We start from the raw sequence: 16,879 nt of genomic DNA on the forward strand, positions 1-16,879 counted from the left end.
ATACATATCGTCAATGTATATTACCCATCTTCACCATTTGCAGGCTCTCAAATACCATACGCTGGTTATATTCAAATGCAAGGTTTTTATGATTTACCAGGTCTATGATCGTTCCAATAAAGCACAATCCAAGCGTGAAAAAATAGAGGACACCCATCCCAATTTGGTTAACAAGAAATCTCGGTAAGCCCGGAACGAAAAAACCAAGGATCGCGTACAGAACCATATCGTCAGGATTTCTTCGTTTACTGCCATATATCATCAAAAATCCCCTCAACTGCTGGTCACTGAACCCCGTAGTCGCTGTTTGTAAATAGGAATACTCTTGAGGTGTAATCCCGGGCAATGTCATAAATGGTGAATCATACATGTTTTTTTCCTCCTGATATAATATTTAAATGGTTTCGTCTAAATCCGCTAAGGTCAACAACCCGGCATGCGATGACCAGCAGTGCAGGAATGGCCAGTTTGTGATGATTCCAGCTCTCCGTTATATTCCCATGCAGCACTTGAGTGATTCCTCTCCCGATCCCACAACCCGGACACCAGTCCAGACCAAGCAACGCAACCGGACATAATGTCAAATGATTTGCGTCGTGGTGGGTTACCGGTTCTGCAGTCGCCAGAAGCACAATCGCCATCACCCAGAAAGTAAGCTCCAAAGGCATCTGGCTAAACCACTTCATGATGCAATTTATTACTAAGATTGATTAATAGGACCATTGTTACAGCTAAAATACTCATAAGTCTTACATTTGTAGTGTGAATATCCGCGACCTCATTAACAGATACAAGACGGACAGCAGGGTAGAGTCCCTTGCAAAGTCATTGAATACAGGCAAGGGGACAAAAGTTCAAATGCGTGGTTTGGTCGGGTCATCAGACGTCGTTGTTGCTGTCGCCAGCTATTTCCTGCTGCATAAACCCATGCTCTTTGTTTTGCCCGACAGGGAAGAGGCAGCCTACTTCCAATCAGATCTGGAGAGTATACTCGATAACGAAGTGCTGCTGTTTCCATCCTCATTTCGTAAAGCATTTGAATTCACCCAGGTTGATACGGCAAACGTGCTGGCCCGGGCAGAAGTGCTCAACGAGCTCAACCATCATTCCGAATACGGACGCATGGTGGTCACCTACCCCGAAGCATTGGCGGAAAAGGTTATAAACCGGTCAGTACTTGAAAAAAACACACTTGAGATTAGCCTTGGCGCCAAACTCGGCATAGACTTCATAAATGAATTTCTGATAGATTACGATTTTGAAAGAACCGATTTCGTCTATGAACCCGGACAATTTTCTATAAGAGGTGGTATTGTAGACATATTTTCTTTCTCCCATGATCTTCCCTATCGTGTCGAATTTTTCGGCGATGAAGTGGAAAGCATAAGAACATTCGACATAGAGAGCCAATTGTCTGTGGAGGACGTTAATCTGCTTACGATCATTCCAAACGTCCAGTCCAAATATCTTACCGAGAACAACATCAGTCTGTTGGATTATATCGATTCTGACACGCAACTTTGGTTCAAAGACGTGGAATTTACGCTCGACATCACGAAGTCCGGATACAAGAAAGCTGTAGAGCTTTGGAAAGCACTTCCCAGTAAAGAAAAACAGGAAAACGCCGACTGGATTGATCCGAAATTCGCTTTTTCAGACGAAAAGATGCTGGCTGACACGCTGCAGGATTTCACATTGATCGAGTTTGGAAAACAGTTCTTTTATAAAACTGAACATCTCCTCAATTTCGAAACAAGGCCTCAACCATCTTTCAACAAAGATTTCTCACTGCTTATTCACAACCTGAAAGCAAACGAAAAAGAAGGCGTTCACAATTTCATATTCAGCGCTTCATCCAAACAAACAGAGCGATTGTATGCCATTCTGGATGATATCGACAAAACAGCACGGTTTACGCCGGTAAATATCTCTCTGAGGGAGGGCTTTATCGATGCTGGTCAACATGTTGCGTTTTATACCGATCATCAGATTTTCGACCGCTTTTATAAATATAAGCTAAAGAGAGGCTACCAGCGAAGTCAGGCGATCACCTTGAAAGAGCTACGCGATCTCAAACCTGGCGACTATGTCACCCATATCGATCACGGAATCGGAAAATACGCTGGGCTGGAAAAAGTAGATGTAAACGGAAAGACACAGGAAATGATCCGGCTTGTTTATGCCGATAATGATCTTTTGTATGTGAATATCAATTCCCTGAACCGGATTGCCAAATACACCGGCAAAGACGGCACGGCTCCCAAAATGAATAAGCTTGGGACGGAAGCCTGGGACAAGCTGAAGAAAACAACAAAAAAAAAAGTTAAAGACATTGCGCGCGACCTGATCAAGCTCTATGCCATGCGCAAAGCTCAGATCGGTACCGCTTTCGCTCCCGATGGCTTTTTGGAGACAGAGCTTGAGGCCTCGTTTATTTATGAGGATACCCCCGACCAGGTAAAGGCCACGAGCGACGTCAAAAGGGATATGGAAGCCCCGCATCCTATGGACCGGTTGGTATGTGGCGATGTAGGTTTCGGCAAAACCGAAATAGCCATTCGTGCGGCTTTCAAAGCCGTTGCAAACGGCAAGCAGGCAGCAGTACTTGTCCCCACCACAATTCTGGCGCTCCAGCACTTCAAAACGTTTTCAAGCCGCTTAAAAGACTTTCCCTGTAAAGTCGATTATATAAATCGCTTTAAAACCAGCAAACAGATTAAAGACACGCTGAAGGAAGTTTCAGAAGGAAAGGTTGATATTATCATTGGCACGCACCGACTCTTAAGTAAGGATGTGAAATTTAAGGACCTTGGCATTATGATTATCGATGAGGAACAGAAATTCGGTGTCTCCTCAAAGGAAAAACTGAGGGCGTTACGAGTCAATGTAGACACACTTACGCTTACTGCTACGCCCATTCCCCGTACGCTTCACTTCTCCCTGATGGGCGCCAGGGATCTTTCCATTATGAGTACGCCACCGCCAAACCGGCAGGCGGTAAATACTGAACTGCACGTATTCAATGATAAACTGATCCAGGAGGCGGTCCAGTACGAGCTTGACCGTGGCGGACAGGTATTTTTCATCCACAACCGGGTAAACGACCTGCCCCAGCTTGGCGGGTTAATACATCGACTGGTACCCAAGGCGCGCATAGGTATTGCTCATGGTCAGCTTGATGGCGACCAGCTTGAAGATGTTATGCTCGACTTCATAAACGGAGAAAAAGATGTACTTGTAGCAACTACAATCATCGAAGCAGGCCTCGATATTCCCAACGCGAACACCATCATCATTAATCATGCACATATGTTTGGGTTAAGCGATCTGCACCAGATGCGTGGTCGTGTGGGCCGTTCCAATAAGAAAGCATTCTGCTATCTGCTTAGTCCTCCGCTCAGCACACTAACCTCTGAAGCACGAAAACGCCTCAGCGCCATTGAAGAGTTTTCCGATCTGGGCAGTGGTTTCAATATCGCTATGCGCGATCTGGATATCCGCGGCAGCGGTAACCTTCTGGGAGCAGAACAAAGTGGTTTTATTGCCGAAATCGGATTTGAGATGTATCACAAAATACTCGACGAAGCCATACAGGAATTAAAGGACGATGAATTTAAAGACCTGTTCAAAGATCAGCCGGAAAAACCGTTTGTAACCTTCACTCAAATAGATACTGATCTGGAGTTATACATTCCAGACAACTATGTAACCAACATCACTGAGCGGTATAATCTGTATACAGAACTATCGAAGATAGAGGATAACACACAGCTGGAAGCCTTTGAAAAATCCCTGCGCGACAGATTTGGTCCGGTTCCGAAGCAGGTACAAACCATGCTTAGCGTATTACGTTTACAATGGGTGGCTAAAAAACTTGCCTTTGAAAAAATAACGTTCAAAAAAGGAATATTACGTGGTTACTTTGTGTCAGATAAGCAATCACCTTTTTTTGATTCCAATACATTCAATAAGATTCTGCACTTTGCGCAGATGCATCCCAGACTATGCAATCTTAAAGAAGTTAAAGACAGTTTGCGCATCGCTTTTGATAACTTAAACACAGTAGACGAAGCAGTTGAAATGCTCGAAATGGTATTGCATTAAAGAAACCTGAGACTCATGGCCAAAGCAAAAAAGAAGTATAACCCAGCAGAAGCCAAAGCGCAGGCCATGCGACACAAGAAGCGTTTTATGGAGCGCATCGCCTACATGTGCGACATGCTTGCGGGTCCGGGCATATTTAAAAAATTCCCCCCCGCAGCGCTTGAACAAATATATGAATCCAGATACCCGGTCCTTAAAGCCAAGGCCGCACCCGGGTCAGATATGTCCAAGTCCCTCGTTATACAGTTTAACAAACTCATGAACAGGTTTATGGAAGATCAGTTCATTGGGCTTACCAACGGGAACAAAGTACCGTTAAACCTGCTTTTCTCCGAAGGGCTGATTCTTATCAACTACGTATCGGTCATGTCCGACAATTACTTTGCACATGCCGATCAGGTCCGCGAATCGCTTAGTGACTATTTTCCCGAAACAGAAAGCCACGATTTGATCATGGATATGATGGCGACACTTATGCAGGATGTAACACTCTTTTTGAGCGATTATAACCGAAGTATCATTAAGGCCGACATTAATCAGACAGCGGCCTGCAATATGCTCAGCCAGCATAATGACATCATGATCCATGAGTTCAAAACAGAAAAGAGCAGTATGATCATCGACGGAGAAAAACGCGTCGTATACCGTCTCGGATGGGTCGACCCAGAACTTAAGCAGGTATGGTCAAAAATAAAGCCTTCTCAGCTAGGATTTCAATCGCGGGGCATCGACATGCCGCTCGATGTATACATCCAGCAGCACGCTTTAAACAGGCTTCAGGAACGAATTGACATCACCCCTGGTATCATGCATTCTATCGTATTTCTAACCTTTGAGCAAGATGATATCGAGTACCACCGGGAAAACTCCCGAAGCCTGGTACCATTTTACATATCAGATGAAAAAGTGGGTTACCTGCTGGTTACATTAGACGATAATCGATTTATTATCCGCACATTCCTGTTCCTGACGAATGACAACACCCCGGAAGGACGGAAACTGCAAAAGCTTATAGACCTCGAGAAGGAAGACAAAAAACATTTGATGATAGATAAACTGTCGACCTTCAACGCCTATCATATCCATCAGAACGAAAAGCTGAGCAAACTATTTACTGATGCCGGTTGCGGTTCACTGCTTAAGCTAAGCCACCTGCAGGAGTTTAGCCAGCACGAAATAAGCGACAAGGACCCTGAATCCATATTGAAATACCTGGCAGATGCCGAATATTTTACCGGACAGGCTGCACACCCGCATGAATCTAGTTTATAATCAGATACAGATAGGCATACACCACCGGTGCGGCGATTAATAACCCATCGAAACGATCAAGCACTCCACCATGACCGGGCAGTAAAGATCCCGAATCTTTTGCGTTCAGACTTCTCTTCAGCATCGACTCCACCAGATCACCCAGCGTTCCAAAACAAACGATTAAAAAGGCCATTCCGGCCCATACAAGTAAACTTATCTCGGTAAACCAAAGTGATATACCATAGGAAACCAGCAGGCTCGTCAGCATTCCGCCGCCCAGTCCTTCCCAGGACTTCTTAGGAGAATGGCGCTCAAACAATCGCGTTTTGCCAAACTTAACACCAAACAGATAAGCGCCCGTGTCACTTGCCCACAGCATCAGTAAGAACGCAAGAGGCAGATGAAAACTGTAGGAATTCCCATTATACAAAAACCCCAGTGAGAAGAAGAAACAGAAGGGGATGGTTACATATATAAAGCCAACAAAAGTGTAAGAGATATTCGCAAAAGGGATTTTGGACTTTTTGTACAACTCCGTGATAAAAACTGAAAAAATCAGCGGTACCAGCAGGAAAAGGAATTTCGACTCAAATTTCAGGTAATGAAAGCCCGCCGTCATTAAGAAAATAAGTGCCGCTGCCACCAGTGCAACATTCCTGTGCGGCCTGATGCCAGACGTTTTTATCAGCTTAAAAAATTCCAGCAGTGCTGCCAGACTTAGCAACAAATAAAACACCGTAAACGTATAGCCACCCAGCAGGATAGAGCCCAGCATGACGATCGTAAAAAAAAATGCAGTAATTGCCCGTGTTTTCATTTGGCTTGTTTTTTAAAGTAGCGGAATGCAGCTATCGTCAGCACAAAGCTTACCACATATGCATACCAGGTAAATTGAGGAGTGCTCACTGAATCTTCCGATAATGGTATATTTTTTTGCTGCATATACCAGGCCGCCAATACCGCGTAGGCATTATTCAAGCCGTGCGCAACAATGGCATACCACAAACTTCCGCTCCAGAAGTACAGATATCCAAAGGCTGCACCAAGCAGCATACGTGGAACAAAGCCATAAAACTGCACATGGATTGCACTAAACAATATTGCTGAAAGCCATATCGCCACATGTATATTGCTAAAAAACCTCCCGAAAATGCGCTGCACGGCGCCCCGGAACATCAATTCTTCCGCAACGGCAGGCAGCAGGGCTATCATGAAAAGATTGATCAACAGATCCTTTACAGACGCCATTTTCAGCAAAATCAGCGTGGTACGCATGTTTTCGTCCTCCTTCATCCGTATCCAGCGTTCCAAATCCTGCAAGAAATAGGGCAATACCATTTTCTGGTTTGCAATGGCTACCCATTCCATAAAGGGCATCGACACAAGTACAATTCCAAACACCATAGCAAACAGTCGCAGTTGAAGCGGCTCAAAATGATACAAAGCATAAGGCGACCGCTTCTCTGTAAACGACAAAAGGAGCGGTGGGAAAAGGAAAAGGCCCACAGAATTCGCGATAAGCAACAGCCGTAAACCAGGCAGGTATTCATTTTCTCCACTGGTCAGCAAAAGGGGGTTAGCCAGCATTTCCATGCCATACATTCCCACCAGCACAGCTATAGCAATTACCGACGAAACGACAAAGCCGATCAGCGCATAGGCAAGCAGCAGAACGATCTGAATATAGGGCGTATTCTCCGCTTTATCTTTTTGTATAAAATTCATTATGCATATTGAGTACCTTTGTACTCAAATTTGGCTTGAAGATAGAAAATGTCGGTAAAGATAGGAAATATAGATCTGGGTGAGTTCCCATTATTGCTCGCCCCGATGGAAGATGTGAGTGATCCGCCATTTCGTTTTGTCTGCAAACAGAACGGGGTAGATATGATGTATACCGAATTTATCTCGTCGGAGGGACTGATCCGGGATGCAGCGAAAAGTAAAGCTAAGCTGGACATATTTGAATACGAACGCCCTATCGGTATACAGATCTTCGGGAGTGAAATAGACCACATGCGCGAAGCTACCGAAATAGCTACCCTGGCCGGACCAGACCTGATGGATATAAACTATGGCTGCCCGGTTAAAAACGTTGCCTGTCGCGGAGCTGGTGCAAGCCTCCTTCAGGATATAGATAAAATGGTTAAGATGACCGACGCGGTAGTAAAGGCTACACATTTACCTGTTACCGTAAAGACCCGTTTGGGTTGGGATGACAACACCAAAAACGTTGAAGAAGTTGCGGAAAGACTTCAGGACATAGGCATCCAGGCGCTTACCATACATGGTAGAACCAGGGCCCAGCTCTACAAAGGGGAGGCAGACTGGACCCTTATAAGAAAGATAAAGCGGAATCCAAGAATCAAGATACCTATTTTTGGTAACGGAGATGTAGATAGCATCCAAAAGGCGGCAGACTGGCGCCTGGAATATGAAGTTGACGGAATCATGATCGGAAGAGCGGCTATCGGCTATCCCTGGATCTTCCGGGAAATACGCCATTTCTACAACACTGGTCAGGTTCTTCCGCCACCCACTATCGAAGAGCGTATTTCTGTATGCCGTACACACTTCGAAAAATCTATCGAATGGAAAGGACCGCGGGTTGGAATATTTGAGATGAGAAGGCATTACGCCAACTATTTCAAAGGGCTGCCCGACTTTAAACCCTATCGCATGCAACTCGTCAAAGAAGAAGACATCAGCACCATCCACAGCATTCTGGATGAAATCGCAGATAAATATCAGGAATCATGGTTACAGCAATAACACAAGGCGTTAAGATTTCCGTTGAGACAACTTTTCAGGACGAATATTCGAGTCCGGAAGGAGAGCACTTTATGTTTGCTTATCGTATCACTATCGAAAATCTTACCGACCAAACCATCCAGCTCAAACGCCGCCAATGGTTCATTTTCGACTCAAACGGGATGCAGAGAGAAGTAGAAGGCGAGGGGGTAGTAGGTTTACAACCGGTGCTTCAGCCAGGCAATAGCCACTCCTATGTTTCCGGATGCCATCTTACTACAGATATGGGAAGTATGAGAGGCAACTATCTGATGCATCGCTTCAGCGACGACACGGAGTTTATTGTTGAAATTCCCCAGTTCCAGCTGATCGTGCCTTACCGGCTCAACTAATCTCCTAGTCCCTGTTGCGGCCGAATAAAATAGACAGGTAATACAGCAGATTGGCCATTGCGCCTAACGCCGCCACCACGTAAGTCATAGCCGCCCACCACAGTGCGTCCTTGGCCTGTACATGCTCCTGTGTAGTAGCTAAGACCCCACGATTCGATTTAAGCCAGTTTAGCGCCCGCCTGCTCGCATCAAATTCAACCGGCAGGGTAATTATGCTGAAGAGCGTAATCAGCGCCAGACCGGCCACACCAATAGCCAAAACAATAGGGTTAAAGGTAAAGGCTATTAAAAAGACCCCAATAATCAATACCCACTGAAGCAAATTCGACGTAATACTTACTATAGGGACCATACTGCTTCTCAAACTGAGCCACGCATAGCTTTTCGCATGCTGAACCGCGTGACCGCATTCATGCGCTGCTACTGCTGCCGCTGCAACACTTCGCCCGTAATAAACATCAGTACTTAAATTGACTGTTTTATTCTCAGGATTATAGTGATCAGACAACTGTCCGTCTGTGCTCATTACCTGTACATCAAAAATACCATGATCATGCAGCATCCGTTCCGCCACCTCTTTACCCGAAAACCCCGAATTCAATTGCATTTCCGCATACTGTGCAAACTTACTTTTAAATCGCCATTGCACGAACATGCTCAGAAGTAGAACCGGGATTATTAATATAAAATATGCTCCCATTGTCGTAGTGTATGTTTTTCAAAGAGTTACAAATCAAAAAGTATACCCGTTTCCCTGCCAAGCGGAAATTTCTTTTAAAACTAATTTGATACTGATCCAAAATTACATTAGTATTACTTAAATATTTAGCATACTCATGAACGTGATAATTGTATTGATCATAATATTAGCAGCAAGTATCGTCCTGGTGTGGCGATACCTAGTTCTGCTAAAGGAAAAAAATAAGCTTACCGATGAACTTGCGCAGCTGCGCATCAGTCATTCTGAAAAGCATAACGAGCTTGTCAGGGCAGGGTATCAACTGGAACTTCAGAAAGAGAATCACATCCGCCAGGAAAGTTATATCAATGAACTTCAAAACCGTTTGAAAATGGAATTTGAGCATATAGCCAATAAGATACTTGACGATAAGGCATCCAGGTTCACCGAGCATAACAAATATCAGCTCGACCAGGTTCTGAATCCCCTAAAGCAGAACATCAAAGCTTTTGAAGAAAAAGTAGAAAAAGCCTACAAGAACGAATCAGATGAAAGAAACGTACTGAAAGGCGTCATTTCCCAGCTTATGCTGCAAAGCAGGCAGATCCAGGAAGATGCAGCAAACCTCACAAAGGCGTTAAAGGGCGACAGCAAGAAACAGGGCAACTGGGGCGAAGTGATCCTGGAAAGGATACTGGAAAGCTCCGGACTCGTGAAAGACCGTGAATACCACATCCAGCACAGCCTGAAAACCGCAGACGGTTCTCGCTTCTATCCCGATGTAGTTATAAACCTTCCTGATGAAAAACACATCATTATCGATGCAAAAGTATCCTTAGTGGCCTATGAGCGCCTGGTCAACGCAGATACGGATACGGAGCGGGAGATATATCTTAAACAACATCTTGCATCCATTAAAGCGCATATACAGGGACTATCAGCAAAGAATTATCAGGAACTTCAGCAAATCAACTCGCCGGATTTTGTCATGCTTTTTATTCCCATAGAGTCCTCATTCGGAATTGCTGTCCAAAAAGATGCAGAAATTTTTAACTATGCATGGGAACAAAAAGTAGTCATTGTAAGTCCTTCCACACTGCTCGCCACCCTTCGAACCATTTCAAGTATATGGAAACAGGAGCGTCAAACACGAAATGTGCTGGAAATAGCCCGCTTAAGCGGTACCATGTACGATAAATTCGTAGGCTTCCTTGCCGATATGGAAAACATCGGTAAAAACATCAGGCAAAGCCAGGATGCTTTTGATAAGGCGATGAATAAACTGTCTACCGGCAATGGAAACCTCTCGGGCACCTCCGAAAAAATCAGACTTCTAGGCGCCAGGGCTACCAAACAGATAGACGGTAAATACCTGGATTAGAATGCCTTCCAGCCCTGTGCCTTTATATCATGCACCACGTTCGACTTCGAGATCAGCTTGCAGCCCGAGTTTTTATCTGTGATATGGCCAATGATACTGATATCCACATCGTGCTTAAGCTTTTCATAATCAGCCTGTTTAATAGTAAACAGGAGCTCATAGTCCTCACCTCCGCTTAGGGCACAAACCGTTGGGTCAAGACCGAGCTCACGCGCTGTCTCATAAGTCAGCGGATCAATCGGAAATTTTTCCTCATATAAATTACACCCCTTGTCAGATTGCTGACAAATATGCAATATCTCCGAGGCCAGACCGTCAGACACATCAATCATTGCAGTAGGTTTGATGCCCATTTGTGCTAAAAGATCAACAATATCCCGGCGCCCTTCCGGTTTCAGTTGTCTTTCGATAATATAATCCTTGCCTTCCAGATCAGGCTGAATATTCGGATTTTCTAAAAATATGAGTTTTTCCCTTTCCAGGATCTGAAGCCCTACGTACGCACCACCAAGATCCCCGGAAACGCAAATAAGATCCCCTTCCTCCGCACCGTTTCTATACGTAACAGCCTCTTTTTCCGCGTAACCTATACTTGTAACACTAATCACAAGCCCTTGTTTGCTTGCCGACGTGTCCCCGCCGATAAGATCAATATTAAACTTGTTGCATGCCAGTTCTATACCCTTATAAATTTCCTCTACTGCTTCCAGCGGAAATTTGCTCGATAAACCAATAGAAACAGTAACCTGGGTAGCCATACCGTTCATCGCATAAATATCGCTCAGGTTGACCTGTACAGCCTTATATCCCAAATGCATCAGTGGTACGTATGCCAGGTCAAAATGAATCCCTTCCAGCAGAAGATCCGTCGATATCAGCACCTCTTTATCTTTAAAGTTCAACACCGCTGCATCGTCTCCAACACCCTTAACACTCGTTTCATGCCTGATCTTAAAGTTCTCCGTCAGGTGCCTGATCAATCCAAACTCACCCAAATTCGCTATATCCGTACGTTCCTTGTTTTCAAACATGATCTCTAAATTTCTTTACAATCCTAAACTTGCTGAAATCTCCAGCATTCTCTCGATGGGCTTTCTGGCCTGTACAATGATATCCGCCGGTACCGTTACCTCTGGTAAGCCATTTTTCATACACAAATACAGTTTCTCAAGCGTATTGCGCTTCATATACGGACAATCATTACAGGCACAGCTATTGTTTGGCGGAGCTGGTATAAAGGTTTTGCCAGGATTTGCCTTTTCCATCTGATGGATAATGCCGCTTTCCGTTGCTACAATGAATTCGTCAGCCTCGCTCGTCATCGTATACTTCAGCAAACCGGTTGTAGATCCTATAAAATCGGCCATCTGCAATACAGCTTCCTCACACTCCGGATGGGCCAGAAACTTCGCGTTCGGATGACGCTCTTTCAGACGCGTAATCTTCTCCCTCGAAAAGATCTCATGCACCATACAGGCACCGTTCCACAGGACCAGATCACGGCCGGTCTTCTTAGCCACCCATGCCCCAAGGTTACGGTCGGGTCCAAATATGATCTTGGTATCCTTTGGTAAACTTTCTACAATCTGCACCGCGTTGGTGGAAGTACACACAATATCACTCAAAGCCTTTAACTCAGCTGTACAGTTCACATAAGTGATCACCACATGGTCAGGATGCCGCTCCTTAAATTTCTTAAACAAATGCGGCGGACAGCTGTCTGCAAGAGAGCAGCCGGCCTTCAGATCAGGCAAAAGCACCTTCTTATCCGGGGATAGGATCTTCGCAGTTTCGGCCATAAAATGTACACCTGCAAAAACAATAACGTCGGCCTCTGTCTTTGCGGCTTCCTGAGAGAGTCCTAAACTATCACCAATATAATCTGCAATATCCTGTATATCAGGTTCCTGATAATAGTGTGCCAGTATGATGGCATTCTTTTCCTTTTTTAACTTCTCAATCTCATCGAAAAGGTCGAGCGACGGATCAATAGTTTCGTCTACAAAACCCTTCCTGTTTAATTCTGCTGTAATATCCATATTCGTCAGACGGTATACATCTCGGCTTTTTTTTCTTCGTAAAGATACGGAGCTTTCAACGCTTCAATAAAATATAATGATTTAATATAAATAGATTTTTAAGGTTTATTAGGGTGTTGGTAATGTGAAAAAATACTTTTGTTTTAATATTGAATGTCGAGTTATTAGTAATTTACTAACATTTTATTTGCATGTAATCGCATTTTCAAGACTGATTTACAAAGCTATACCATTACTCTTTAAAACTTATCAATACGTTTTTGTGAAGTTTTTAGGACACGCTGAAACGTTAGTAAACCATGCAAAGTTGATCAAAAATAACTTAAAATATTGCGCATAATTGTCATTTTAGCTTAGCTTTAAACAATCAAATTTTTTTGTTCAGATAATATATACAATCAACTAACAGCTGTTTCAATGTTGTTAACATTGCACCGGATTTAAGATAATTTTTAATGAGAAAAGTCGATTTTTTAGTCATTGGATCAGGTATAGCAGGATTGAGTTTTGCACTCAAAGCAGCCAGGCACGGCAAAGTTCTTATTGTAACCAAATCCAATGAAGATGAGTCGAATACCAAGTATGCACAGGGTGGTGTAGCTGTAGTTGTCGACAAAGATGATTCTTTTGAAAAGCATATTGAAGACACCCTGATCGCAGGCGATGGATTGTGTGATCCGAGGATTGTTGAGATCGTGGTCAAAGAAGGTCCGCAACGCATCAATGAGATCATAGAATACGGTATAAATTTCGACAAGGACGCCCTTGGCGTATATGATTTGGCCAAGGAAGGTGGTCATTCTGAGCACCGTGTGTTGCATTACAAAGACGTTACCGGGTACGAGATTGAAAGCGTCTTGCTAAGGCAGATTCACCAGAATGAGAATATAGAGATATTAACACATTACTTCTGTCTGGAGCTGATTACACAGCATCACCTCGGTGAACATGTGGATAAACGTACCGGAGATATTAACTGTTACGGCATATATGCTTTTAATACAGAGCTTAACGATGTGGAAAAGATATTAGCAAACGTCACCGTAATGGCATCGGGAGGCGCGGGGCATATCTATTCAAGTACAACTAACCCGGTCATTGCCACTGGGGATGGAATGGCTATGGTATACAGAGCCAAGGGCAAGGTGAGGAATATGGAGTTTATACAATTCCACCCTACAGCTTTATATAATCCAGGCGAGTATCCTGCTTTTCTGATCTCAGAAGCAGTACGGGGCTTTGGTGGTGTCTTGCGGCGTAAGAATGGTGAAGAGTTTATGTACGAGTATGATTCCAGGGGTTCGCTTGCACCCCGCGATATCGTAGCACGGGCTATCGACGCTGAAATGAAGAAATCCGGGGAAGATTTTGTATACCTGGATATCAGGCACAGGAGTCAGGCCGATATTCTTTCCCATTTCCCTAATATCTATGCGAAGTGCCTTTCTATTGGCATAGATATGACTAAGGACCTCATCCCGGTAACGCCGGCCGCCCATTATATGTGCGGAGGTATTTTGGTCGATGAGTATGGGAGGTCGAGTATTAACAATCTTTATGCATGCGGGGAGTGTTCTTCGACCGGGCTTCACGGTGCCAACCGGTTGGCGTCCAATTCCTTACTTGAAGCGCCTGTGTTTGCGCACAGGATTTACGAGCATGCGGTGGCCAACTATAAGAACAACCATATTCCAGATCATATTCCAGAGTGGAACGATCAGGGCGTAGTGCAGTCAAATGAAGATATTCTTGTTACCCATAATCTTCGTGAAACCCAGAAGCTTATGAGCGATTATGTAGGTATAGTGCGGTCAGATTTCCGTCTCGACAGGGCGCTCCGGCGACTTTATCTGCTGCATCAGGAAACAGAGGATTTTTACAAGGCCAACAAAGTTTCTGTCAAGCTCTGTGAACTACGAAATGTTATCCAGGTTGCTTATATGGTCATTAAAGCCGCCATGTCCCGTAAGGAGAGCAGAGGGCTTCATTACACCACAGATTATCCTCAACACTCCGGCCAGCTTACCGATACGATTTTTTGATTATGACAATATTACCAGTTAAAGGGATCGCTCCTAAATGGGGTTCCGATTGTTTCATTGCCCCGAATGCTACTATAGTAGGAGAGGTTGTCATGGGAAATAATTGTTCTGTTTGGTTCAATGCGGTGATCAGGGGCGATGTAAACAGTATTACCATCGGCAACGAAACCAATATACAGGATGGCGCCGTGATACACGCTACCTACCTTAAAGCCGCTACAAGCATTGGAAATCGCGTGTCTGTCGGACATAACGCCATCGTCCATGGCTGCACCTTGCACGACAATATCCTGATAGGTATGGGCGCAATAGTGATGGATCATGCTGTGGTCGAACCATACACGATTATCGCAGCTGGGAGCGTAGTACTGGAAGGGACGCACTGCGAAGGAGGATACATTTATGCAGGGACCCCTGCAAAAAAAATAAAGCCCATTACCGAAGAGCAAAGGGCTTTATTGAATAGATTGCCGGACAACTATATCATGTACTCCAGTTGGTTTAGTTAATTATTCCTTAGGAATCGTTATCACTTCATTTCTTTCCCATAAAGGTCTGATGGAAAGTTCCTTAGGTTCATTCCATATTTTTTCCGGCTGACGCCTCTGCGGCACGTTCCCGGTATCCCATACACCATTTTTGTTGGTGTCATATACAATACGGATAAAGTATTTTCCACCCTTATAATTGGCATAACTCACCGAGGTGTCTTGCCTTACAACGAGAGAATTGATCACTCTTTTTTGCTCATCTACGATCTCCAGAATATATTGTTTGTCGGGCTCTGGTGTTTTGATCTGGACTTTTAAAGTCCCGTATTCATCCTTGCTGATCAACCGGAAACTCTTGTCAAATATCTTATTGTTGGTATTAAACAATCCTGTAAAAGCGCTGTCGGCGAAATTCAAGTCATATTGCCGCTTTTGCTTCCAGGGATATATAACATAATACGACAGGAAGTCGGCAGAATCTTTTTGTATGCTCAATCCCGATACTTCTGAGGAATCTTCCAAAAGGGTGATCTTTGAGACATCAGCCTTTTCAATAGGAAGATTAAAAGACAGTTTCAAGCGCTTATTGGGATTAAGCAAGCCGCCTTCCAGGTTGTCTGTTGTTACCAGTGTCCTGGTATACTTCTCGTTTTTACCTTTATTGAAAGTGGTTGTTTGCAGTAGCTTTCCCTGATCCTTAATGCTTATTTTTGTGGAATCAAAACTCATGTCCGTCAGCCAGATTTTTAAGGAATCTTTAGCATTATTGAAGCGTATTTTTTTGCTGACATCGAGCGCCGGGGGATCCAGCACAACGATTTCCGGTTGTTTCAATTTCTGATTGAAAATCATGGATATGCTGCCATCGTTATGTATGCGCTTGTCGACGATGCGAAATTGCGTAGCGTCCTCCCTGAACAGATTAAGATTTATATCCGTCAGGTTACCCTCTAATTTGATCGAGTCCTTAAGAAACGCGATATCATCAACATTCTCCTGATAGATTTTGTCGCCGTTTTTCTCCTTAAGGGCATAGATCCGGTACGTATCTTCCCTTAAATTGTTCAGGCTGTAGTTTCCGCTGCTGTCCGTATACGTATAAATGGAGGGCCGCCGCTTCCCAAGTAAGGTATCGCGGTTTATCGGCAGCAGGAATACCAGCGCATCTAGTTCGGGCAAGCCAGTCTGCGTACTGCTCACCTTTCCTTTAATGCTTAAAGAATCAAGTTTATCGCCCGTGGCAAAGACGTAGGTAAGATTTTTTGCAGCGTTGCCTTCGTTCACGTCAGCGATGGCCTGACCGAAATTGAGTGTGTAGGTTGTATTTGCTTCGAGCGCTGAGTCAGCAAATACCACATGCAAAGATTTTTGTTTTCTTTTCAGGGTAGGCGCGACGTTCATTTCCGGCGATACTGAGAATTCCTTGAACTCATTCTGAATCTTAAAGTATTCATCAAATTCAATGATGACTTCCTTCGATTTGAAATTTACGGTCTTATCTTCGGGCAGCATCCGTACAACTTTAGGCGGCGTCTCATCTCTGGGGCCACCTTGGGGCTGCTGAATACTCGCGCAACTGTACATCAGTCCAACGCCCATGCACGTGATCATGGTTTTAAACAGAATCTCTGAATTTCGCATTTTAAGGCCTTATAATCAATTATATCTTCTTTATGATAAATATGTCTCCGATTTCTAAATAATGTCTTAAATCGCTTAAAAATCGTTCATTTAAAATTAGCGCTG

Annotated in this window: 15 protein-coding genes; 7 read left to right on the top strand and 8 right to left on the bottom strand. The window is 44.1% G+C overall.

Features of this window, described 5'->3' with window-relative positions:
* Positions 1 to 10: 10 nt before the first annotated feature.
* Together J3P40_RS02780 and J3P40_RS02785 are read right to left on the bottom strand one after the other, a co-directional pair.
* Positions 11 to 370, bottom strand: a complete 360-nt coding sequence (locus tag J3P40_RS02780; RefSeq protein WP_256002702.1) for a TM2 domain-containing protein — start codon at positions 368 to 370, stop codon at positions 11 to 13.
* Entirely contained in the window at positions 363 to 686 is a 324-nt protein-coding gene (locus tag J3P40_RS02785) for a DUF2752 domain-containing protein (RefSeq protein ID WP_256002704.1), read from the bottom strand. The genes J3P40_RS02780 and J3P40_RS02785 overlap by 8 nt, the downstream gene beginning before the upstream one ends.
* Positions 687 to 762: 76 nt before the next feature.
* Here J3P40_RS02785 and mfd point away from each other — a divergent pair, with 76 nt between their 5' ends.
* The gene (gene mfd, locus J3P40_RS02790) at positions 763 to 4,104 is read left to right on the top strand and encodes a transcription-repair coupling factor (RefSeq protein ID WP_256002707.1); all 3,342 of its coding nucleotides are present in this window, start codon (positions 763 to 765) and stop codon (positions 4,102 to 4,104) included.
* A gap of 15 nt (positions 4,105 to 4,119) precedes the next feature.
* Entirely contained in the window at positions 4,120 to 5,376 is a 1,257-nt protein-coding gene (locus J3P40_RS02795; RefSeq protein WP_256002709.1) for a hypothetical protein, read from the top strand.
* On the opposite strand, the gene J3P40_RS02800 is transcribed toward J3P40_RS02795, so the two are convergent.
* Both J3P40_RS02800 and J3P40_RS02805 read right to left on the bottom strand, forming a co-directional pair.
* Positions 5,366 to 6,175: a phosphatidate cytidylyltransferase gene (locus J3P40_RS02800; RefSeq protein ID WP_256002711.1), complete on the bottom strand. Its 810-nt coding sequence runs from the start codon at positions 6,173 to 6,175 to the stop codon at positions 5,366 to 5,368. The two genes, J3P40_RS02795 and J3P40_RS02800, sit on opposite strands and share 11 nt — an antisense overlap.
* Positions 6,172 to 7,083, bottom strand: a complete 912-nt coding sequence (locus J3P40_RS02805) for a CPBP family intramembrane glutamic endopeptidase (RefSeq protein ID WP_256002713.1) — start codon at positions 7,081 to 7,083, stop codon at positions 6,172 to 6,174. The genes J3P40_RS02800 and J3P40_RS02805 overlap by 4 nt, the downstream gene beginning before the upstream one ends.
* 48 nt (positions 7,084 to 7,131) lie before the next feature.
* On the opposite strand from J3P40_RS02805, the gene dusB reads away from it, so the two are divergent.
* Together dusB and apaG are read left to right on the top strand one after the other, a co-directional pair.
* Positions 7,132 to 8,130 (top strand): tRNA dihydrouridine synthase DusB, encoded by a 999-nt coding sequence (dusB, locus tag J3P40_RS02810; protein WP_256002715.1) that lies wholly within the window; start codon positions 7,132 to 7,134, stop codon positions 8,128 to 8,130.
* Positions 8,115 to 8,501, top strand: a complete 387-nt coding sequence (gene apaG / locus J3P40_RS02815) for a Co2+/Mg2+ efflux facilitator ApaG/CorD (protein WP_256002717.1) — start codon at positions 8,115 to 8,117, stop codon at positions 8,499 to 8,501. Before dusB ends, apaG begins: the two co-directional genes overlap by 16 nt.
* 4 nt (positions 8,502 to 8,505) lie before the next feature.
* Here apaG and J3P40_RS02820 read toward each other — a convergent pair whose 3' ends face one another.
* Positions 8,506 to 9,201, bottom strand: a complete 696-nt coding sequence (locus J3P40_RS02820) for a zinc metallopeptidase (protein WP_256002719.1) — start codon at positions 9,199 to 9,201, stop codon at positions 8,506 to 8,508.
* 136 nt (positions 9,202 to 9,337) lie between these two features.
* Here J3P40_RS02820 and J3P40_RS02825 point away from each other — a divergent pair, with 136 nt between their 5' ends.
* The gene (locus J3P40_RS02825; protein WP_256002721.1) at positions 9,338 to 10,561 is read left to right on the top strand and encodes a DNA recombination protein RmuC; all 1,224 of its coding nucleotides are present in this window, start codon (positions 9,338 to 9,340) and stop codon (positions 10,559 to 10,561) included.
* On the opposite strand, the gene thiL is transcribed toward J3P40_RS02825, so the two are convergent.
* Both thiL and nadA read right to left on the bottom strand, forming a co-directional pair.
* Entirely contained in the window at positions 10,558 to 11,592 is a 1,035-nt protein-coding gene (thiL, locus tag J3P40_RS02830; RefSeq protein WP_256002723.1) for a thiamine-phosphate kinase, read from the bottom strand. The two genes, J3P40_RS02825 and thiL, sit on opposite strands and share 4 nt — an antisense overlap.
* A gap of 15 nt (positions 11,593 to 11,607) precedes the next feature.
* Positions 11,608 to 12,600 carry a quinolinate synthase NadA gene (gene nadA, locus J3P40_RS02835; RefSeq protein WP_256002725.1) on the bottom strand — a complete coding sequence of 331 codons (993 nt, stop codon included), beginning with the start codon at positions 12,598 to 12,600 and terminating at the stop codon, positions 11,608 to 11,610.
* 455 nt (positions 12,601 to 13,055) lie between these two features.
* Here nadA and nadB point away from each other — a divergent pair, with 455 nt between their 5' ends.
* Both nadB and J3P40_RS02845 read left to right on the top strand, forming a co-directional pair.
* Entirely contained in the window at positions 13,056 to 14,642 is a 1,587-nt protein-coding gene (gene nadB, locus J3P40_RS02840; RefSeq protein WP_256002727.1) for an L-aspartate oxidase, read from the top strand.
* Complete coding sequence (locus J3P40_RS02845; RefSeq protein WP_256007047.1) at positions 14,642 to 15,151, top strand: gamma carbonic anhydrase family protein; 510 nt, start codon at positions 14,642 to 14,644, stop codon at positions 15,149 to 15,151. Before nadB ends, J3P40_RS02845 begins: the two co-directional genes overlap by 1 nt.
* Here the strand turns inward: J3P40_RS02845 and J3P40_RS02850 are convergent, their stop codons facing one another.
* The gene (locus tag J3P40_RS02850) at positions 15,152 to 16,774 is read right to left on the bottom strand and encodes an Ig-like domain-containing domain (RefSeq protein ID WP_256002729.1); all 1,623 of its coding nucleotides are present in this window, start codon (positions 16,772 to 16,774) and stop codon (positions 15,152 to 15,154) included.
* Between the last annotated feature and the right edge of the window lie 105 nt (positions 16,775 to 16,879).

The organism is Pedobacter deserti (assembly GCF_024436415.1).
Classification (GTDB): Bacteria; Bacteroidota; Bacteroidia; order Sphingobacteriales; family Sphingobacteriaceae; genus Pedobacter; species Pedobacter faecalis.